At 58.2% G+C, this 18179-nt stretch carries 15 protein-coding genes and 1 pseudogene; 4 read left to right on the top strand and 12 right to left on the bottom strand.

The window, feature by feature from the left end:
- Window positions 1-125 precede the first annotated feature (125 nt).
- The 3 genes from J3D54_RS24570 to J3D54_RS24560 all read right to left on the bottom strand — a co-directional run bounded on the left by J3D54_RS24570 (window position 126) and on the right by J3D54_RS24560 (window position 3189).
- The gene (locus J3D54_RS24570) at window positions 126-560 is read right to left on the bottom strand and encodes a YqaA family protein (RefSeq protein WP_253423824.1); all 435 of its coding nucleotides are present in this window, start codon (window positions 558-560) and stop codon (window positions 126-128) included.
- A complete protein-coding gene (locus J3D54_RS24565; RefSeq protein ID WP_253423821.1) occupies window positions 560-1006 on the bottom strand; it encodes a DUF411 domain-containing protein in 447 nt (148 codons plus the stop codon). The genes J3D54_RS24570 and J3D54_RS24565 overlap by 1 nt, the downstream gene beginning before the upstream one ends.
- Before the next feature lie 188 nt (window positions 1007-1194).
- A complete protein-coding gene (locus J3D54_RS24560) occupies window positions 1195-3189 on the bottom strand; it encodes a methyl-accepting chemotaxis protein (protein ID WP_253423815.1) in 1995 nt (664 codons plus the stop codon).
- 435 nt (window positions 3190-3624) lie between these two features.
- Here J3D54_RS24560 and J3D54_RS24555 point away from each other — a divergent pair, with 435 nt between their 5' ends.
- Complete coding sequence (locus J3D54_RS24555; protein ID WP_253423812.1) at window positions 3625-4155, top strand: hypothetical protein; 531 nt, start codon at window positions 3625-3627, stop codon at window positions 4153-4155.
- A gap of 49 nt (window positions 4156-4204) precedes the next feature.
- Here J3D54_RS24555 and J3D54_RS24550 read toward each other — a convergent pair whose 3' ends face one another.
- Window positions 4205-5200: an aldo/keto reductase gene (locus J3D54_RS24550; RefSeq protein WP_253423809.1), complete on the bottom strand. Its 996-nt coding sequence runs from the start codon at window positions 5198-5200 to the stop codon at window positions 4205-4207.
- A gap of 115 nt (window positions 5201-5315) precedes the next feature.
- On the opposite strand from J3D54_RS24550, the gene J3D54_RS24545 reads away from it, so the two are divergent.
- On the top strand, window positions 5316-6242 hold the full coding sequence (locus J3D54_RS24545) for a LysR family transcriptional regulator (RefSeq protein ID WP_253423806.1): 927 nt from the start codon (window positions 5316-5318) through the stop codon (window positions 6240-6242).
- Here the strand turns inward: J3D54_RS24545 and J3D54_RS24540 are convergent.
- The 6 genes and pseudogenes from J3D54_RS24540 to J3D54_RS24515 form a co-directional block, all read right to left on the bottom strand.
- Window positions 6231-7193, bottom strand: coding sequence for a GNAT family N-acetyltransferase (locus J3D54_RS24540; protein ID WP_253423803.1), 963 nt, complete (start codon window positions 7191-7193; stop codon window positions 6231-6233). The genes J3D54_RS24545 and J3D54_RS24540 overlap by 12 nt on opposite strands.
- Window positions 7193-8482 carry an AMP-binding protein gene (locus J3D54_RS24535; protein ID WP_253423801.1) on the bottom strand — a complete coding sequence of 430 codons (1290 nt, stop codon included), beginning with the start codon at window positions 8480-8482 and terminating at the stop codon, window positions 7193-7195. The genes J3D54_RS24540 and J3D54_RS24535 overlap by 1 nt, the downstream gene beginning before the upstream one ends.
- A gap of 39 nt (window positions 8483-8521) precedes the next feature.
- Window positions 8522-10924 (bottom strand): annotated as a pseudogene (locus J3D54_RS24530) (aldehyde dehydrogenase family protein).
- A gap of 1 nt (window position 10925) precedes the next feature.
- Window positions 10926-12056, bottom strand: coding sequence for an acyl-protein synthase (locus J3D54_RS24525; protein WP_253423798.1), 1131 nt, complete (start codon window positions 12054-12056; stop codon window positions 10926-10928).
- Window positions 12057-12077: 21 nt separating this feature from the next.
- Window positions 12078-13319, bottom strand: coding sequence for an MFS transporter (locus tag J3D54_RS24520; RefSeq protein WP_253423795.1), 1242 nt, complete (start codon window positions 13317-13319; stop codon window positions 12078-12080).
- A gap of 294 nt (window positions 13320-13613) precedes the next feature.
- Window positions 13614-13751, bottom strand: a complete 138-nt coding sequence (locus tag J3D54_RS24515) for a hypothetical protein (protein ID WP_253423792.1) — start codon at window positions 13749-13751, stop codon at window positions 13614-13616.
- 155 nt (window positions 13752-13906) lie between these two features.
- Here J3D54_RS24515 and J3D54_RS24510 point away from each other — a divergent pair, with 155 nt between their 5' ends.
- A complete protein-coding gene (locus tag J3D54_RS24510) occupies window positions 13907-14095 on the top strand; it encodes a hypothetical protein (RefSeq protein WP_018926107.1) in 189 nt (62 codons plus the stop codon).
- Here the strand turns inward: J3D54_RS24510 and J3D54_RS24505 are convergent.
- Window positions 14085-14486 (bottom strand): fe2+ zn2+ uptake regulation protein, encoded by a 402-nt coding sequence (locus J3D54_RS24505; RefSeq protein ID WP_253423789.1) that lies wholly within the window; start codon window positions 14484-14486, stop codon window positions 14085-14087. The genes J3D54_RS24510 and J3D54_RS24505 overlap by 11 nt on opposite strands.
- 233 nt (window positions 14487-14719) lie before the next feature.
- Here J3D54_RS24505 and J3D54_RS24500 point away from each other — a divergent pair, with 233 nt between their 5' ends.
- Window positions 14720-17065 carry an acylase gene (locus tag J3D54_RS24500; RefSeq protein ID WP_253423786.1) on the top strand — a complete coding sequence of 782 codons (2346 nt, stop codon included), beginning with the start codon at window positions 14720-14722 and terminating at the stop codon, window positions 17063-17065.
- Between the two features lie 56 nt (window positions 17066-17121).
- On the opposite strand, the gene J3D54_RS24495 is transcribed toward J3D54_RS24500, so the two are convergent.
- On the bottom strand, window positions 17122-18123 hold the full coding sequence (locus J3D54_RS24495; RefSeq protein WP_253423783.1) for a FecR family protein: 1002 nt from the start codon (window positions 18121-18123) through the stop codon (window positions 17122-17124).
- Window positions 18124-18179: the final 56 nt, after the last annotated feature.

Raw genomic sequence — 18179 nt, 5'->3', positions numbered from 1 at the left:
TCATCAACGAACGGGATTGGTTTTGTAGAAATTCTTGCCATGCATCAACACAACGCTGCGGCCAGGGCCGCTTCGCTGCCCAACGGGGCGGTGCGGCGTTCCGACAAGCCCCCTCGCCACAGCGTTCAACCCATCCAGCCCAGTGTGGCCAATGCCAGCACACTGTAGCGGGCGCCTTTGGCCAGGGTCACGATCATCAGGAAACGCCCCAGCGGTTCGCGCAGGACGCCGGCCACCAGTGTCAGCGGATCGCCGATGATCGGCACCCAGCTCAGCAGCAAGGACCAATGACCGTAGCGCTGATAGTGTTTTTGGGCTTGTTGAAGATGATGAGGGCTGACCGGAAACCAGCGCCGCTCGCGAAATCGCTCAATGCCGCGCCCCAGCCACCAGTTCAGCAGCGACCCCAGCACGTTGCCCAGTGTTGCCACTGCCAACAGTGACCAGAGCCAATACGGGTCGCTGAGCAACAGCCCCACCAGCACCGCTTCGGACTGCAAGGGCAGCAGGCTCGCGGCGCCGAACGCCGCGAGAAACAGCCCGATGTAGGCGCCGAACATCAATGGGCGGGGTAGTCCGCCACCACCACGTCAGTGCCATCCTTTTGCAGACCAATCACCTGATAGGCATCGCTCATGCCGTCCATTTCCATCCCCGGCGAGCCCATCGGCATGCCGGGGGCGGCAACCCCCAGCAGATCGTCACGCTTGTTCAAGGCCAGCACTTGATCGGCCGGCACATGGCCTTCGACGAATTTGCCGTTGATCAAGGCGGTGTGGCACGACGCCAGGCGAGGCGGCACGCCGTGTTGTTGCTTGAACTGGCTCATGTCGGCTTCAACGTGGTCTTCGACCTTGAAACCGTTGGCCTCCAGATGGCTGACCCATTTTTTGCAGCAGCCGCAATTGGCGTCGCGGTGAACTTCGATCGGGATCAGATCGGCGGCCTGGGCCAGGGAGGAGATGAAGAGGGCGCTCAGGGCGGCCAGACGCAGGTGGGTTCGCATGGGAGTTTCGTCTCGGGTTGCGGCCAAAAAGATACATTTTGACTCTTTTATCCGACTGGGCATTGCGCGAGTGTTTCGAAGTTATACAAGATCATCGCAGATCAATGCTGTCAGCTGTATGAGCGCGCAATGACAAAATTGTCAGGTTTGCCCCCTGAGCGTCGAAAATCGGCCTTCAGGGGGCACAGTCAACGAACCTTGAACCGCCCCATGATCGCGCTCACCCGGTTGTTGGCCTCCAGCAATTGCCGGGTGTTGAGTTCGCTGGCCTGGCCGCTTTGCACCAGTTGGTCGACCATGTGGCGGATCTGCACCATGCTGCGATTGATCTCTTCGGTCAAGGCGCTTTGCTGCTCGGCAGCGGTGGCGATCTGGGTGCTCAGGCTATTAATGTGGCTGACGGAACCGGCCATTTCATCCAGGCCGGCGTTGACCCGGGCCGTGGCATCGGCGGCTGACTGGCAGCTGGCCTGGGTGTTTTCCATGGCACTGACCGAGGAACTCACGCCTTGGGTCAGGCGAGACAGCATTTCGTTGATTTCCGAAGTGCTCGCCTGTGTGCGGGCGGCGAGGGCGCGGACTTCATCGGCGACCACCGCGAACCCACGACCTTGCTCCCCGGCTCGGGCCGCTTCGATGGCCGCGTTGAGCGCGAGCAAGTTGGTTTGCCCGGCAATGTCGCCAATCACCCCGAGAATCTCGGTGATGCGTTGGGCATCCTGTTGCATGCTTTCAACTTTATGGGTGGCACTCGCCACTTCGTCAATCAACGCCACCACACTGCTGGACGCTTCGCCGACGACCACGCGGGAGCGATCCGCGTGTTCGTTGGCGCGTTGGGTGAAGGCGGCGGTTTCGGCGGCGTTTTGCGCAACGCTATCGGCGGTCGAACTCATCTCGGTGATGGCGGTGACGGTCTGATCGGTTTCCGAGGCGTGACGCACCAGAATCTGGCTGGTATGCGCGGAAGTCCGTTGCAGGTTCTCCAGGCTCGACGCCATCGCGCCGGTGGCCTGGGTGACTTCGCCGATCATGTTCTGCAAGTAGGCAATGAAGGCGTTGACCGAATGGCCGATGGCGCCCAGTTCGTCTTCGACACGGATGGTGATGCGTCGGGTCAGGTCGGCATCACCCGTGGACAAAGCGTCGATGTTGGCTTTCAGGGCTTTCATGCGCTGGATCAGTTGGCGGATGGCGTACACCTGCAGCAACACCAGCAGGATCACCATCGGAATCTGCAACAGGCTCAACGTGTTCAGCACATCGTCACGCTGGGCGGTGATCAGCCGGGTCGGCAGGGCGGTGGCGAGGAACCACGGCGTGCCTTCGATCGGACGCATGAAGAAGGTGCTGGCTTCGCCGTTGTTATCGAACTCGACCCGTTGCAGGGGTTGGTCACGCTGCGTCAGGCCAGCCTTGATCTGAGCGGCAAACGGCGAGCTGGCAGCCAGCTCGCTAATGTTTTTCAACACGATCGGCCCGCTGATCCGCGAGCTGTTGCTGATGATCTTGCCGTCGCCCTCGACAATCAGCATCTCGGCACCCAGGTCTCTTTCCTTGCGCGCCACCAGGTCGTTGAAGAAGCCCAGGGTCACGTCGATGGTCGAGACGCCGTATGCCGCGCCGTTTTTCTGAATGGCCATGGCGCAGTTGGTGCGCGGTTCGGCACTGGCGTCATCTTTATAGGCGGCGGCCCAGGCGCATTGGCCACGCGGGGTCTGCATGCCGCCCTTGTACCAGGTCTGGTCGTAATAATTGGGCGCGGCGTCGCTGTTCCAGAACGTGTTGACCGCCAGTTTGCCCGAGGCATCGCGGTGCCAGAAGGTGCTGAACTTGTTGCGCCCGGCTTCGCGCTGACCGGGCAACGGCCAGATCCCGCCACCAAAGACTTTCAATTCACCGTACTGATCGACCAGGCCTGGCAGCACCGTGTCGATGGTGGCGCTGTCGAGCAGGGGAATGGTCTGGGTAATGCTGCGCTGCTGGGCTTGTACCTTGTTCAGCTCACCCTGGATTTGCTCGGCCACTTCGGCGATGCGATTGAGGGCGACCTGTTCTTCGGTGTGACGCAGCTTCGGCGCGACCAACTGGCTGATGCCAGCCACAGTCAACACGGATAGCAGCAGGATGAACAGGACCAGAAACAGCGTGTAGCGAGCCTGAATGGTACGGAATGCGGGCATGGGACCGGTCCTTGTGCAGCGTTTTTATTATTGGTTAGGGGGTGAAAATCGGTGGCGTTAAAGGGCTATCGGCGCGCGAAGGCTGAGCTTTAGGTACGATCGTGCAGGATTTTGCCGGGGTGACGGGGGGTGTAAGGCGGGAAGTGTCGAACTTGATAAAAACGAACTAACCAACGCGTACATAAAGTTGTTTTTAGTTGCCTGAACCTCTATCGAAAAGATGAGGGCGGCCAATGAAACAAGGTGCTTTTTTGATATGTGTCGTAAATGTACAAGAATTGTAAAAAACAGAAATATTTGTTGGTGGCACTAGTGCGTGCGTCGATACTCGCCCGCACTAACTCGGTTAAACAAGGAACTTATTATGGTCGCCTCACAAGGACGTCTGCGTGTTCTGGATGATGGGCATCCAGCCATGCAGTCGGGAGCCCGGTCATGACAATCGGTTACACAGGTAGCTGGACGAGCAAGGCAGGATTGCTGGTCAGGGACGCGGGCAGCAGCAAGCCTGCCACCCATAGCGCCAGGGTCAAGCAGATGCTGGCAATGGTGGGAAACAATCCAAATGCGCTGAACACGGCGAAAATGGATGAACAGAAACTGCACCGGAACATCAAGGGCTTCGACCCGGAAAATGTCTCCGCCAAACAACTGGGTAATCTCAGTGCGTTCTTGAGAAGCAAAGGCCTGATTTCCGATATTACTTCGATGACCTTGCTCAATGCCGGCGACAAGTTCGACCGGTTTGGCGTACAGAAAGACCCGGATGCGAAATTCAATGCACTGGAGTATTTCGCCACACAACTGGACGCCATCCAGAACAACAGCATCAAGGGTGACAAGTACGCCGCTGGCTTGATTCCGGAATACAAGACGGCGATCTACGTATTGCAGAACCTGCAAACTTACGGCAAGGGCAACGGGACAACGGTCCCCAATGACAAGGGCGTCAAAGCCAGGGCCTGATGTTTGGCAGCGTAGGCCCGCTCGAACTGTCGAGCGGGCCAGGCAACGGCTACCGGTCGAGCAACTTCATGACCTCTTCTGGGTAGCGCAAGCCAGCGGTGGCATTGGCCGGGAATATCGCTTCCAGGGCCTGCAACTCTTCGCGACTCAGCTTCACCTCCAGCGCGGCCACATTTTCTTCCAGGTATTTACGCTGTTTGGTGCCCGGAATCGGGATCAGGTATTCCCCTTGAGCCAAGACCCAGGCTAACGCCAGTTGGCCGGCCGTCACGCCCTTGTCGGCGGCCAACGTTTGTACCTGCTGCACCAGCAACAGGTTTTTGGCGAAGTTTTCCCCTTGGAAACGCGGGCTGAAGCGACGGTAGTCGTCGGCGGCGAAGTCATCCGGGCTATTCAGTGCCCCGGTCAAAAAGCCCCGACCCAGCGGGCTGTAAGGTACAAAGGCCACGCCCAGGCGCCGGCACGCGGCGAGGCAACCGTTCTCTTCCTGATCGCGGCTCCACAGCGAATATTCGCTTTGCAGGGCGCTGATCGGATGAACCTTGTGCGCTCGCTCCAGTGTGGCCACCGAGGCTTCACTCAATCCCAGGTAACGCACTTTGCCGGCCTTCACCAGTTCGGCCATGGCGCCGACGGTTTCCTCGATGGCCACCTGCGGATCGATGCGGTGCTGGTAGTACAAATCCAGGGTTTCCACGCCCAGGCGCTTGAGGGTGCCGTCGATCGCTTCGCGAATGTATTCCGGGCGACCGTTGACGCCCCGCGCGCCGGGGTTGGACGGGTCGCGGACAATGCCGAACTTGCTGGCCAGGAACACTTGGTCACGCTTGCCGACAATGGCCTTGCCGATCAGCTCTTCATTGGTGTGTGGGCCGTACATGTCTGCCGTGTCGAGCAGGCTGATCCCCAACTCCAGCGCGCGATGCAACGTTGCCGTGGCTTCGCGGGTGTCCACGCCGGTGGTGTAGAAATCGGTCATGCCCATGCAGCCCAGACCGATGGCTGATACCTGTGGTCCGTTCTTGCCCAGTTGACGTGTTTGCATGAAATGAACTCCCTGTGGATGTAGGCGCTTAGTGTCGGTCTCGACAGAATGAAGATAAACCGGCTAAAAGTGCTATCACTGTTCGTAATTTCTAAATAATCATCGAGTCCTGACCATGGATCGTTTAAACGCCATGCGTGTATTCACGCGAATTGTCGAGCTGGGCGGCTTCGCCAAGGCGGCGGACAGCCTGCAATTGCCGCGTGCTTCCGTGACCACTCTGATCAAGCAACTTGAGGCCCACCTGGGTGTGCAACTGCTGCAACGCACCACCCGGCAGATCAGCCTGACGCTCGATGGCGCAGCCTATTACCCGCGTTGCGTGCGGTTGCTGGCGGATCTGGAGGAAACCGAAGCCGTATTCTCTGCTGCTCGCCACAACCCCAAGGGGTTGCTGCGAGTGGACATGCCGGCGGGAGTGGGGCGTTTGATCGTGATTCCGGCATTGCCGCAATTCACTGCCCGGTATCCTTTGATCGAGTTGGAAATCGGTTTGAATGACCGGCCTGTGGATCTGATCCGCGAAGGTGTCGATTGCGTGTTGCGGGGCGGCTCGGCCCTGGACGACTCCCTGGTGGCGCGACCGCTGGCCACACTGGATCAAGTCACGTGTGCCAGTCCCGAATACTTGCAGCGTTGCGGGACTCCGCGGTGTCTGGAGGACCTGAAGGGGCATCGGATGGTGGAATACTTTTCCAATAGCACAGGCAAACGCTACGGACTGGAGTTTGTCGTCGATGGGCAGTTGCGGTTGATCGACCTGCCCAAGCAAGTCGCGGTCAACAGCTCCGATGGCTATCTGGCGGCGTGTGAGGCGGGATATGGCTTGGTCCAGGCTCCGTATTATCACGTTGCCCGTCAATTGAAGGAGGGACGTTTGATCGAGGTCCTGGGGGATGTGCCGCCACCGGGTATGCCGCTGACGGCGCTCTATCCTCCTCACCGTCAGTTGTCCCGGCGGGTGCGGGTATTCGTCGACTGGCTGGTGGAGCTTTGCGCTCATTCGGATAATGGTTTTTACAGAGAAGACTCACGCGGCTGAGCGGGCACCGATGGGGGCGTCGGCGCGGCGGTGACCTATCGTGGCGTTGGCGTTCTGCTGTAGATCGTCATGCAACTGTTGCATATGTGGGCAGTTCAGGTTGAGGGGGCGAGACTGGACACCTCGATGAAACAGGGCGAACCAGCCATTGCCACCCGGCGTGGGCATCAGGCCGGTGAAGGCGAAGCCCAGCGCCGAAAAGCTTCGCAAGTCTCGTGTGAAGTGCCGGGACAGTTCGAGTCTGGCGCAGATCGTCCACTGCCTGGGCAGTTGCCAGAGTTGTTGGAGCAAGTGTCTGTTCAAGCGCTGAATGACAATATCGAACCGATGCTGGTGTTGCTTTATTTGCAAAGGCATCTCTGACCGCGACGCTATATCCTGCCGGGTTCCGAACACCGAGCACAGGTGCTTCATGAGCGCCCGATAGCGTTCGGGCCAGGGGATGTCGGGGAGCGGGCGCTCGCGTCCTTCGACCATGCGACACCCCATCACGATGGTTTCCGGCAGTGGTTCAGCGAATGGCGAAGGGACATAGTCGGGAAGCAATCCAGTGCTGTGAAAACCGATCTTTTCTGCCATGCGTTGAGTGTAGGGATGGTGGGTCACTTGCTTGATCGAGACGCTCGTGAGCCCCAGAGAACCTGACTGCCTCAATAACTCGCGGCCCAGGTGAGTTGCGATACTTTGTCCCTGTGCGACGGGATGCACCACGCTGAGGGCCAGTTCTGCGGTATTCGAAAGCGTGTCTCGACACAATGCGGCATGCCCCAGAACGCGTACGTTGTCCACGGCCAGCATCGATTGCCAGCGGCCCTCGGCGTGGTGCTGATTGATCATGTTCGGCAGGTACACATCCGGCTGAACGTAATGATCGCCGTAGACCTCTCGAAACAATTGGCTAACGGCACCTGCGTCAGAGGGGTGGTAGGCGCGAAATATCAACTGGGTCATCACACCGGCTCCGGCGAGGGAGCATCATAGACTCGCAAATCCACTACCCTGAGTTGTTTGCCCGAGCGAGGGTGAAGCTTCAGCTCTGTGGTTGTGCAGGTCAGCACCCGCAATTCCAGCTGACCCTCGCGGCTCAGGTCGTCGATGGCGGGGTAGTGGGCAAGCAGCGCTTCAAGCACTGCGCGGCGATCTGCTTCGACGGTTTGCAAGTGAGGTTCGGGCACCCACTTCACGCTCAACAGATCCTTGTGGCCGGCCTGCTCGATCAGCAATTGCCATTGCTCAGTGCCTGCTGCACGCTGAACAATCTCGTGTATTTCTTCGGTAAACAGCGACAGCACACCGACTCGTATACGTTGACTATGGGCGCTGCGCCCCTTGAGGGCGAATTTACGCATCGGGGTTGCGGTCGGTTCACGCCAACACGCACGGTCTCCTACCGGGTAACGCAGCAGCGGCATGAGCTGGCGTGTCAGGTTGGTCAGTACCAACAACCCGATGCGATCGCATTCTTCAATCACTTCACCGGTATGTTCATCGACGATTTCCAGCAGGGTTTGTGGTTCGAATGCCCGATGCTCGCCCAATGCACAGTCGCGATCACTGGCGCCGATGAGTCCGGCGTCTACGCTGGCATAGCCAATAGAGGCGATGCGGGCGTTGGGGAACACTTCTGCGAGCATTGCCAACTGCGCGGCAAACAGGCTTTCGCCACCGTACAGCAGCGTCTCGACCCCGCACAACACAAGCTGATGCTGTGCCAGGTAGGCCGCGAATCGCAGTAATTGGGCCGGCACGCCGGCCAGAACATTGATCCGATGTCGTGCGATGGCATCCGCCAGCACGTCGAGCTCGACGTTGCCGGTAAACGGAAACTCACAGATGGAGCGCCCGACATGAGTCAGAGAGTCGTGGATAAACAGAAAGCTGGCGTAGAGATCCCCTGAAAAAAACAGGTTGGCAACCCGGTCGCCGTTGTTCAGTTGATCTGAGAGACTGGCGCCGAACGTGCTGACCAACACTTGCCATTCCTCGGAGGAGTAAACCGCAAGTTTGCCCTGGCTGGTCGAGCCTCCGGTTTTAAATACCAGTGCGTCATTGACAACTCCGGTCAGCACTGGCCAATGACTCAAGTCGTTACTACCGGACCAATAGTCGGCCACATTGGTTAATGGCAAATCTTTTAAAGTAAGCCCGTTCGTGGGCAAGTGTTCCAGATGTTTACGGTAGAAGCTGGAGTGTTGTCTTATATAAGGTACTAGTTGTTCAAGCGAATAAGTTGGCTTCACGGGATTCTCTTTTATAGTGAGCGTCTTGCGTCGACTTTTTTATTTTCGTTGATCGATAATTAAGGGGGTTTTGCCACTGTGTCTGTTTCGGGTGAATGCTTGTTCTGCGCATGTCGTCACCTCCACAGTTAAAAGTTCAGCGCGCACCGCATTCACCAAGGCTTCGTGGGTCAGCAGTTTTTCGTGGACCCAAGTGGCGTCTGCATCAGCGAGAACCCGCATTCGCTCGATCCCGTCGGCGGTGTGGTCCAGGACCACTTGAATGGGGGATCCCACGCTGAGTTCCAGCGCCGCGGGTGAAATGAATTCCGTGCCAACCCGCACCAGCTTGCCGTGACGCTTCAGCAGCTCGAATCGCGGCGACTCCAGTCCGCAAGGGCAAATCCCTGGTATCCAGCGGCCAGTGTCGCCGATGTCATATCGGTGGATGCGCTGACCTTGTCGGGCGCGAGAGGTGAACAACAGACGGCCGATCTCGTCAGCCTGCACCGGAACATCCTGTTCGAGATGAACGATTTCCAGGTGCTGGGTTTCACACATCAAGTGAAACACACCGTCCGCCGTCGCCGGGCAGGCATGCCCCAGAGGGCCTGCATCAACGGAGCCATAGATGGCGGAGCGAATCGTCGACACCCCACAGCTTTCTATCAGGCGCCGACTGGCCTCTCCCGGATGCTCGCCGCCAAGGAACACTTTGCTGATACCAGCGTAGGCGCGAAGCTGGGCCTGCTCTTTGAGAAACAGGCGATGTAGCGTACTGGGCATGCCGATCAGCACGGTGACACGCTGCTCCACGATCAGTCGGGCGATTTCGCTGAAGTCATCGTCTTGGGGAGCGCCCATGGGCAAATGTGCAACACCCATCTGTTCGAGAATGTTCGAAAAGCTGAAAAACCCCCCGTACAGGTTGCCGCCGTAGAACAGATTCATTACCCGGTCCCTTGTCGGATCGAGCCCGACGCAGAGCATGCCGTCTGCCGCAGCGCGCATTTGTCGTTGAAAGTCTCGATAGCTAAAACCGGCCAGTACCGGGATCCCGCTGCTTCCGCCGGAGCGGAAGTACAACTGTGCTGCGGAGCCGATCGGCTGAGCGAGGAACGTGTCTTTGTCCATGATCGGGTCATGGGACACATCGGGGGCAGACGGAACCGGGTCGAGCGTTGCACGACCTGTCGAGACCTGTGGAGGCAAACTCACCGAGAGGCGGCGACTCAGACGCGATAGCGCGTAGACGCCATCGTGGGGCTCACCGGTGTATCCGTCATGGATCGATTCGCAAGGCGCTATGCGGCTGACGCCGGCATTGACTAACGTTCGAACGAGCTTGGGCGTTTCTGCCGAGGGACACATCAATGCGCAGCTTTGCAGGAAGTTGCGCCAGGGCTGCAGCGTCTCGGCGAGCAGATGCTGCGCAACCGGTTTGAGCATAATCGTACGAAACAGCGGCGACGGCGCGAGCGTTTGATGGTGCTCCCAGATGACACGCCATCCGAGGCCGGTCCACACCTGGCCGGTCTGATTGGCAAAGCACTGGTCGAGCTGCGCCATGGCGGTTCGGGTAGTGATTTCCGATGCTTCCTGATCTGTCGGCGTTAACGCCGGCCAGTGTGGGGCGCGACGGGTGAAGGCTTCGGCCAGTCGATCTCCGAGGTTCTGCAAGACGGCCGGATCGTTGCTGTCCACCAGCACTCATTGAGGGCTGGAACACGCTTGCTGATCCAGTCGACAGACCTCATCCACCAACGCATCGAGCGCCGAAGGGGACGCCGCGTCAGGTGACAGATAGGCGAAGCTGATTTTGTGTCCCCAATCGATCCAGCGACAGCCGGACGGGATCTGCTGGCGAATAGATTTAAGCGCCGTCTCCCCGCCCCAGGCGGACACTCCATCGGCCTTGGCGCAGAGTTGAGCAATGCAAGAGGTGTTCACCGGCAGAACCGCTACGAATTCTGCCAGTCTGCCGCTGGTGTCGCACTGCACAAGGGCGGCGAGCAACCGGGCGGTCAACCCCTGATCGCTGGAGCTGGGGCGAAGCCAGTTGATGTTGCCGGCCAACAGGCTTTCGAGCACCGCGCAGAACGCCAGCATCGGTGCATTGCCCGGGGTGATATGCACCACCAGCCCCAACGGGTGCCAGCTTTCGAAGTTCGGCTGCCGGTAATCGATACGTCGCAGCGAACGCGGTCGCTGGCCCAGTTCCCGCTCAAGCTTGGTGCTCAGGTTGCCGTGTTGGCAGAAATCGATAAGCCCTTGATATTGATCGTCGTCGAGGGACAGATCCAGGCTACGAGTTTGCAACTGCGCCGCAAAGCGAGCGGCGGACTCGATGACGGTCTCGCTATCGATCGGTGCAGAAAGCAGCCGAGGCAATGATTCTTGAAGGAGTTGCAGGGCGTTTTCCGGGGTGACGTCGTCACATAACTGGCCATTGATCAGGTACATATCAAGCCCCCCCGATCAGTTCTGAAGCAGCCATGGCACAGCTGCGACTGGCGCTGGTGCCGGCACGTCCATGCAGCTCGAACCAATCTGTCGTCAGGCCGCATTCGCAACTGGCGCCAGGGTGCAATGTCGCCAGATCGCCCATCACCACGGCATGAGCAGGACTGGATGAAATGTACGGGGAGACGAATTCCAGCAAGCCGCGTTGGCCGTAGGGCTGGACAGTGAAATCGGATGGGTTGCGCACGAAAACCTTCGAGTAAATCGGAACATGAAAATGATGGTGGGCACACTGGATATAGGGCACGGCATGCTCTACGGCGCCGTAACCGTCCCGACAGCGGGACAGGTCGATACCCAATTGCCGGTTGATTCGGGCATACAACTTATGCAGGGGAATCTCTTGCGCCACCTGGGTTTTCCAGCCACCCCCCAGAAATACCAGTGACTGGGCAGGCAACTGCAAATCGGCCACGCCGGTGTCTTCCATGCACTGAAGTGCATGCGAAAGGAACGCGGGAAATCCGAGAATTCGAACGGGCAATCCTTCCTCGGCAAACGCCTGCAAGGCACGAATCACACCAAAAAGATCGAACTCGTGGCCTTTTCCGGTCAGGCGCAAGCCGTAAACGACTCGGTTGACGGGGGCATAGCGGCACAGAAACTGATCGGTGTAGGCCGTGCCCAACGTGATGGCAGCCTCGGGTTCATAGCTCAGGAGCAGGTAATTGCAGGGGGTGTCCGGAGTATCCCAGCCGTAATGCCGGAAAATGTGGCTCACCATGCCTTGTGCCGCGGTCATGCTGCGATGGTCATAGCGCATGCGACTCTTCTGGCCGCTGGTGCCGGACGATGTCAGCTCCAGCGCGCCTTCGCCTGTGGGGCCGAATACCAGATGACGTTTGAAGTAATTGGCGAAAATCGGCGGCAGCCTTGACCAATCGTCCAGTGTCTCCAGGGCGTTGGCATCAAGCCCGTTGGCGTTCAGCCAGCGTTCGTATCCGGGCGTGTGATGGCAATGAAACAGACTGATTTCACCCATGGCCTGATCGAACAGGCCTTCTGGCATGGACTCCAGGCAATAGGGTTGCGTCAACGCGCAAAGCGCATCGGTGTGAGGTAGATGGATCATCAAAAGACCTATGGTGTGGGGTCAGACCGCAAGTTCGATGTGAGAGCGGCGTAGAAACAGTCGCAGGGGCACCAGGCACAAGAGTCCCGTGAGACCGGCCATCAGGGCAAAGGCTTCAAGGCTGTCACCGGCACCCAGCGCGGCGATAATCGAGCCGCCGCCCCCCATGACGGCGATGGAGATCATGCCGATCATGGCCGAGACCAGGCCTTTGCTGTCGTCGCTGGAAAACAGTGCGAGCCGGTACAGCACCGCGTTGCTCATGCCAAGCCCGATGGCGTAAAGCGACAGGCAACTAACCGTCAGAACGGTTGAAGCGCCAATGAACGTGACGGTGATTAATGCGATGAGCCCGCCACAAAACGGCCAGAGCGCGTATCGAATCAATTGGGCCAGTCCAGTGGTGGCAATCAGTTGGTTGAGTATCAGATTGCCGAGAATGACCGCCGCAAATACCGGGATCTGCCACAGGCCGTAGTGCAAGGGGGAGAGTCCCTGGTTCTGGATCAACAGGAGTGGCGCCAACCCGATCCAGGCAATCAACGGCAGGCTCATCAGACCCAAGGCGACGGTAGCGCTCAGAAAGTGCGTGTTGGTGAGCAAAGCGGCGTAGCGGCGCACCGTACCGGCCCATTCAAAAGGCACCGCGGCCAGTCGCTGACCATCCTGGCGCAAGGTGCCCACGGTTTCCGGCATGAACAGGTAAAGCCCGAACCAGACCATCACGCCGCCAACACCCAGTAGTAAAAACAGCTGCCGCCAGGAGAGCCATTCCAGCGCCAGGCTGCCGAGCAGGGGGCCGAGCAGCGGGGAGAGCAGCGCAACGTTCCCCAGCAACGCCATGATTTTTACCGCATCGGCTTCGCAGAAGACTTCCTGCAGGGCTGGATAGCTGACGGCGATGACGAATCCCAATCCCATGCCCTGAATCAGGCGCAAGCCATTGAAGGCAACGATACTGTGCACATGGAACGCCGCGGCACAGGCCAGAGCGAACACCGCACACCCGATGAGCAATAATCTGCGGCGACCGAAGTGATCGGACAGCGGCCCTATAAGCCATTGCAAAAGAATTCCGCCAATCAAGTACAGATTGAAGGCATAAGGAACGTGGCTCGAACTGGCATTCAGTTGATGCGTTACAGTCAACATGGCGGGCATGATCATGTCGCTGCCCATATAAGTCAGCAGTTCGAAAAGAGTGATTGCAAGGCAAAAGCCAAGCACTTGATGGGGGCTGATATGTATTAAAGGCTTGAGCATGAAATCCCTGTATGACTCGAAGTTCGAGAGTTGATTCTTTTGTGATGTCTCGAGAATAGAGATCAAGTACGAACAGCTCAATTGCACGATTGAGACTTAAAGCTTCAATGGTTTTCGCTATATTTCGAGGTGTGGGAATACACAAAAAGTGATGGATTTAGCTGACAGCCCGATAAGAACAATCGTGTACGAAAAATGCCCGCCAGGGTGCGGGCATTTGTTCAATGGGCAAAAGAATGATTTTTTTTCTTACGAAGGATCGGCTGAATAATCGTTCATGTCAGCCATTTCAAATTATCGACGGTGATAATAGCCCGGTCCGCCACGGTCGTAATGGTGGCCGCCATGCCAGCCGTTATCGGGAAAAATGATGCAGCCACTCAGGGTCAGGAGCGCGAGCAGTGGAATCAGCCGTGTGATTCGACGGAACATTTCAAAATCCTCATGGTTATCGCCGCAATGAAGTCAAAACTCTTCATCGGCTGTAACATGAGACCCCGTTTGCAGCCCCCCATTCGCGCCGAACTGTAGGGGTTTGGTATGCAATCGGATACAAACCGGATACATTTTTTGTTCAGGAACCCGTAATGACCCAGTCGCAACGTTTGAAATACTCGATTCTGATTTCCCTGGTGGTACTGGGGATTATGTTCGGCCTTTCCTGGCTGCAGAACGCAGGGTTCATCAGCGAGAAATTATTCCAGTACATCGCCATTGGCGTGGCGGTGGTCGTGGTGGTCATCAATGGCGTGATGCGTCGCAAGGTCAAGCCTTGAGCGACGCCTTCGGGCCTGATTGCTCACCATGAAGGACGGCGACAGCCTGTGGATGCAGGCTGTAGCTTTTGTCCGGATTGAGTGTAATTACCCCTTCACTGCACAAGCGTTTCAACACTTCGCGGACGCTGAGAAAGGACAGGGGAATGTCCAGGTCCAGCAAATGGCTGTGCACACCGCGCACACCCAGGCTGCGATTGCCTTCGGCGGCGCTCAGCAAGGCGTCGATGACTTTCAGGCGAATCAGGCTGGTCCGCAGGCCAAAGCACTTGAGCAGAAACCTGATCCGTTCGTTGCCCTGGCGTTCGGTCTGTTGATTGAAGGCGCCGGAGCTCATGGCGCTGCCCTTTGATGCATGGCTACCATCCGTTGGCAGTTGCGGGTTGTACATGCAAAAACTCCTTTTCAGAGCCTGATCATGAAAATGCGATGGGTGCTCTTAATCAATAAGACGAACGAGCCCGGAAATAATGAAGACCAGCATGTAGAAAATTTGTCGCCGCGACGTCAGCGCTCTGTGAGATGGGCGTGGGGATGCCCTCAAAGGCTTAAATTTTTTGTCATGTGCTTCGTTTTTCTGGAAGGCGCGTTGCGTGTCATACGTCTTTTCGATCAGGAGCGAGCGTGATTATTTCCAGGCAGTTAACCAGGTTGAGCCTTACGGGTGTGTTTCTGGGGCTGAGCCTTGCGGCAAGCGCGCGCAGCCAGCCAGAGCAGGCGACGGCGGACATTCGTCGTACCAGTTTTGGCATACCGCATATCCGTGCCGAAAACGAGCGTGGGCTGGGCTATGGCATTGGCTATGCCTACGCGAAAGACAACGTGTGCTTGCTGGCCAATGAGATCGTCACCGTCAATGGCGAGCGTTCGCGGTATTTTGGCCCGGACCAGGTAACGATCGAAGAGCGCGGCAACCTGGCCAGCGATGTATTTTTCAACTGGCTGAATACCCCCCAGGCCGTCGCCAGTTTCTGGCAGGCGCAAACGCCTGAAGTCCGTGAGCTCATTGAAGGTTATGTGGCGGGTTACAACCGTTCGCTGACAGAGCGTCGGGCGCAGGGGTTACCGCCGCAATGCCAGGGTGAATGGGTGCGTGCGATGACTGCCCAGGATCTGGTCAAGTTGACTCGTCGTTTGCTGGTCGAAGGCGGTGTGGGCCAGTTTGCCGAAGCTCTGGCCGGCGCGACTCCGCCTAAAGCCGTCGCTCATGTAGCAGACGACCCGGTGTCGTTCCAGTTGGCGGCTTCGCGCATGCAACGGTTCGCTCTGGATCGCGGTAGCAACGCCGTTGCGGTCGGCAGTGAACGTTCGTTCAACGGTCGCGGGATGTTGCTGGCCAACCCGCATTTTCCTTGGGCGGGCGGGATGCGTTTCTATCAGATGCACCTGACCATTCCGGGCAAACTGGACGTCATGGGTGCCGCGTTGCCCGGTCTGCCGATGATCAACATCGGGTTCAACCAGCACCTGGCATGGACCCACACTGTGGATTCGTCCAAGCACTTCACCCTGTATCGCCTGCAACTCGATCCGAAGGATCCGACCCGCTACTTGCTGGATGGCAAGTCCTTGCCAATGAAAAAACAGACGCTGGCAGTCAGTGTGAAGCAACCCGATGGCCAGACCCGACAGATTTCTCATGTGGTCTATAGCTCGGAGTTCGGGCCGATTGTGCAATGGCCCGGAAAACTGGACTGGAACAACCAGTTTGCCTACAGCTTGCGCGATGCCAACCTGGATAATGACCGGGTCTTGCAGCAGTGGTACGCGATGAACCGTGCCGCCAGCCTCAAGGATTTACAGGCTTCGGTGCACAAGATTCAGGGTATCCCGTGGGTCAACACCCTGGCGGTGGACGATCAGGGGCAGACGCTTTACATGAACCTGTCGGTGGTGCCGAACGTCAGCGCCGACAAGTTGGCCAAGTGCAGCGATCCACGAGCCGGCTTGCAGATGATCCTGCTTGACGGCTCCAACAGTGCTTGCGCCTGGGACATCGACCCGCACGCCGCGCAAAAAGGTATTTATGCGGCAGACAAGTTGCCGCAACTGCTGCGCAAGGATTTTGTGCAGCACTCCAACGATTCGGCCTGGATGGCCAACCCGGCACAACCGCTCACCGGTTTCTCACCGTTGATCAGTCAGGACCGCCAGCCCTTGGGGCTGCGTTCGCGGTTCGCACTGGAGCGTCTGGGCGTCTTGAGCAAGGCGGGTCCTATCGCTGCGGCGGATCTACAGCGGATGGTGATGGATGATCAGGTATATCAGGCGGCCCTGGTCATGCCGGACTTGCTGCAATTCTGTGCCGCGGCCCTTGGCTCTGATGCGCCGACATTGACGCCGCTGTGTGCCAGCCTCAAGGCTTGGGATCACCGAGTGAATCTGGACAGTGGGCTGGGCTTTGTGCATTTTCAGCATGTCATGCTGGCGTTGCAGCAAGTCCCTGACCTCTGGCGCGTGGCGTTCGATCCGAAGGATCCGCAACACACCCCGAGTGGCTTGGCAATCGAACGGCCGGAAGTCGCCAAAGCAGTTCGAACGGCAATGCTCGCCTCGGTAGAAAAAGTCAAAACCCTTGGTTTGAAGGCCGATAGCCGCTGGGGCGATATCCAGGTGGCCAGTAGTGGCGGGCAGCAAACGCCGATCCATGGCGGGCCGGGCGCGTTGGGTGTGTATAACGCCATTCAAAGCGTGCCGAGAACCGACGGCAAACGCGAAGTCGTCAGTGGCACCAGCTATTTGCAGGTGGTGACGTTCGATGACAAGGGGCCGCAGGCTCAGGGTTTGTTGGCATTCTCGTTGTCCAGTGACCCGGCGTCGAAGTATTCCCGGGACCAGACACAAGCCTTTTCGAAGAAACAGTTGAGCGTGCTGCCGTTTACCGAGCAGCAGATCACGGCTGATCCACAGTACCAGGCTCAGACGATCCGCGAGCAGGATGAAAAAGCGGGGAAGATCGCTGCGCAGTAACAGCAATAGCGCTTAAATGAAAAAGTGAAGGCCGCACTCCGCAAGGGTGGCGGCCTTCAGCTTTTTGGGGCTTGTTGTGGCATCGAATTGAGGACCGGATTGCCGTCCTGATTGCGGGTCAGGTAGACCGGCAGCACCTTGGGCAGCGAGGCCACCAGGTTATTGAGCTCTTTGATGTTGTAGATGCCGCCGAGGCGAATCGAACCGGCGCTGTGGTCTGCAAGCATCACCGGTTTGTTTAGATAACGATTGATCAAGGGCAGGGCGTCGGTCAGCGCCAGATTATCAAGCACCAGTTTGCCGCTGCGCCAAGCCAGCGACTGGTCGTTGGCATCGCTCTGGCTGATTTGCGGCGTCAAGTCGCCGTGCCGGTAACGTGCCTGCATCGCAGGTTCCAGACGTAGACCATCGCCGGGTAGAGCATTGTTGCTGGTTACCAGCACGGAGCCCTCGATCAGGTTCACGCGTACCTGGTCTTCATACATCCAGACGTTGAATTGTGTACCGGTGACGCGAATCCTGCCATCGCCCGCCCTGACGATGAACGGGTGCCGAAGGTCGTGGCTGACGCTGAAGAAGGCTTCGCCTTTTTTCAGCGTGACCCGACGCTGATCCTTGTAATTGCTGAACGTCAGTTCACTGCCCAGGTTCAGCTCCACCTGGCTGCCGTCACCCAGCGTCACTTGACGAACATTATCGGTCGCCTCGAAATGCTGGTAGGCATTGGGCAGCCATCCAAGGTTCCATCCGGTATAGGCCGCCAGTGGCAGCGCCAGGGCGCAGACAGCGGCTGCGATGCCGAAAGTGCGCCAGGGTGTTGTCGGTTTGACCTGAACAACCGGCGCAGCGGATTCGGGACGAGGTAAATCTCCCGCCACATCCCAGATCTCCAGCATGGCTTCGTACTCGAAGGCGTGCAGCGGATGAGCATCACGCCATTGCTCGAACGCCAGGCGTTCTTCGGCGGTGCAATCGATGGCGTGCAGACGCATGCACCAGTGCGCAGCGGCATCGGTGATGGCGTCGTATTGGGCTTGCGAGAGAGAGTGGTCGGTCATTGACTCATCCTGGTTTCCTGCATTCTAACCTTGAGGGGAAGTCTGCGAGAACAACC

This window comes from Pseudomonas sp. GGS8 (genome assembly GCF_024168645.1).
Classification (GTDB): Bacteria; Pseudomonadota; Gammaproteobacteria; order Pseudomonadales; family Pseudomonadaceae; genus Aquipseudomonas.
Note: the sequence above shows the minus strand (reverse complement) of the source record. Positions and strands in the feature narration are given on the sequence as shown.

Excerpts from the sequence above, each read along its gene's own strand:
- J3D54_RS24560 (WP_253423815.1), bottom strand. The coding sequence starts at position 3,189 with ATGCCCGCATTCCGTACCATTCAGGCTCGCTACACGCTGTTTCTGGTC.
- J3D54_RS24555 (WP_253423812.1), top strand. The coding sequence starts at position 3,625 with ATGACAATCGGTTACACAGGTAGCTGGACGAGCAAGGCAGGATTGCTG.
- J3D54_RS24565 (WP_253423821.1), bottom strand. The coding sequence starts at position 1,006 with ATGCGAACCCACCTGCGTCTGGCCGCCCTGAGCGCCCTCTTCATCTCC.
- J3D54_RS24505 (WP_253423789.1), bottom strand. The coding sequence starts at position 14,486 with ATGTACAACCCGCAACTGCCAACGGATGGTAGCCATGCATCAAAGGGC.
- J3D54_RS24545 (WP_253423806.1), top strand. The coding sequence starts at position 5,316 with ATGGATCGTTTAAACGCCATGCGTGTATTCACGCGAATTGTCGAGCTG.
- J3D54_RS24495 (WP_253423783.1), bottom strand. The coding sequence starts at position 18,123 with ATGACCGACCACTCTCTCTCGCAAGCCCAATACGACGCCATCACCGAT.
- J3D54_RS24510 (WP_018926107.1), top strand. The coding sequence starts at position 13,907 with ATGACCCAGTCGCAACGTTTGAAATACTCGATTCTGATTTCCCTGGTG.
- J3D54_RS24525 (WP_253423798.1), bottom strand. The coding sequence starts at position 12,056 with ATGATCCATCTACCTCACACCGATGCGCTTTGCGCGTTGACGCAACCC.
- J3D54_RS24515 (WP_253423792.1), bottom strand. The coding sequence starts at position 13,751 with ATGTTCCGTCGAATCACACGGCTGATTCCACTGCTCGCGCTCCTGACC.
- J3D54_RS24550 (WP_253423809.1), bottom strand. The coding sequence starts at position 5,200 with ATGCAAACACGTCAACTGGGCAAGAACGGACCACAGGTATCAGCCATC.
- J3D54_RS24520 (WP_253423795.1), bottom strand. The coding sequence starts at position 13,319 with ATGCTCAAGCCTTTAATACATATCAGCCCCCATCAAGTGCTTGGCTTT.
- J3D54_RS24570 (WP_253423824.1), bottom strand. The coding sequence starts at position 560 with ATGTTCGGCGCCTACATCGGGCTGTTTCTCGCGGCGTTCGGCGCCGCG.
- J3D54_RS24540 (WP_253423803.1), bottom strand. The coding sequence starts at position 7,193 with ATGACCCAGTTGATATTTCGCGCCTACCACCCCTCTGACGCAGGTGCC.